Source organism: Micromonospora sp. NPDC006431 (assembly GCF_042870725.1).
GTDB lineage: Bacteria > Actinomycetota > Actinomycetes > Mycobacteriales > Micromonosporaceae > Micromonospora.
Window position 1 is genome coordinate 1 of record NZ_JBIAHQ010000082.1, and the last position, 1324, is coordinate 1324.

Genomic DNA, 1324 nt, shown 5'->3' on the forward strand with positions numbered 1-1324 from the left:
CTGACTGTGAGGCTGGCTTGGTCGGTCTGCAGGTGATGGGCTGATGGTCGGCAGCAGTGGGCGTGACTCTTCGTCTGACTGGCTTTGTGCCTTTGAGCGGACTTGTCCGTCTGCTGCTGCCGGCGCCGGCCCGGCGGGAGACGTTTGGCCTGATCAGGAGCTTGACCGCCAGTTAGCGGCTGGCGTGTCTCATCACAGTCCTGCCATCTCCGCACCGGACCGGACCCTTGCGTCCCCACGGTGAGGAGAGAACGCATGTCCATGCTGGCAGAACTGGTCGAGGTCGTCATCGGCGTCGACACGCACAAAGACACGCACACCGCCGCGCTGCTGGACACCCGTACCGGCGGTGTCCTAGCCAGGGTCACGGTGAACAGCGACCCGGACGGCTATGCCGAGTTGGTGGCCTTGGCCGAGCAGCATTCGGGGCTGCGGGCCTGGGCGCTGGAGGGCTCCGGCGGCTACGGCGCCGGCCTGGCCCGGCATCTGGCCGATAGTGGTGAGCTGGTCGTCGAGCTGGACCGGCCGGTGCGACCGGCCCGCCGCGCCGGGGCGAAGTCCGACCCGATCGACGCCGAGCGCGCCGCCCGCGACGCTCTGGCCCGCACCCGCCTGGCGCAGCCCAAGATCGGCCCTGAACGGGCGGCGTTGCAGGCACGGCTGACCGCCCGCCGTGCAGCCGTGGAAGCCGGCGCGGACGCCCAGCGGCAGCTGCACGCCATGGTGATCACCGCTCCCGAGGTGGTGCGGGCCCGGTTCCGCGGCCAGAGCACCCGGCTCATGCTCACCACCGCCACCCGACTGCGCCCCACCACCAACGCCGACGTCGAGGTGTTCACGACCCTGACCGTGCTGCGGGACCTCGCCCGCCGCGTCCGCTTCCTCGAAGCCGAAGCCACCGCGCACGAAAAAGGCGATCCGGACGATCGTACGATCCTGGCGACCGGACCTGCTCCACCTCACCGGCGTCGGACCGATCGTCGCCGCCACCGTGCTCACCGCCTGGTCCCACCCGAGACGCTGCCGCAACGACGCCGCGTTCGCGATGCTCGCCGGCGTGGCTCCGATCCCGGCGTCCTCCGGCAAAACCGTCCGCTACCGACTCAACCGCTCAGGCGACCGCCAACTCAACCGCGCCCTGCACACCGTCGCCCTGTGCCGACTGCAACACGACGAACCCACCCGCGCCTACGCCGACCGCCGCCGCGCCCAAGGCAAAACCGACCGAGAGATCAAACGCTGCCTCAAGCGCTACATCGCCCGAGAGCTCTACCGACGCCTCGAAAACCCACCCCAGCCACTTGACGCGGCATAGGAGCGTCCG

The 1324-nt window shown here is 70.1% G+C and carries 1 protein-coding gene and 1 pseudogene; both read left to right on the top strand.

All coding sequences use genetic code 11. The features are described from left to right. Nucleotides 1-261: 261 nt before the first annotated feature. A pseudogene (locus tag ACFYM6_RS36150) lies at nucleotides 262-663 on the top strand (transposase); the annotation flags it as partial. Between the two features lie 328 nt (nucleotides 664-991). Continuing rightward, entirely contained in the window at nucleotides 992-1315 is a 324-nt protein-coding gene (locus tag ACFYM6_RS36155) for a transposase (RefSeq protein WP_387282042.1), read from the top strand. The last annotated feature ends 9 nt before the right edge of the window (nucleotides 1316-1324 follow it).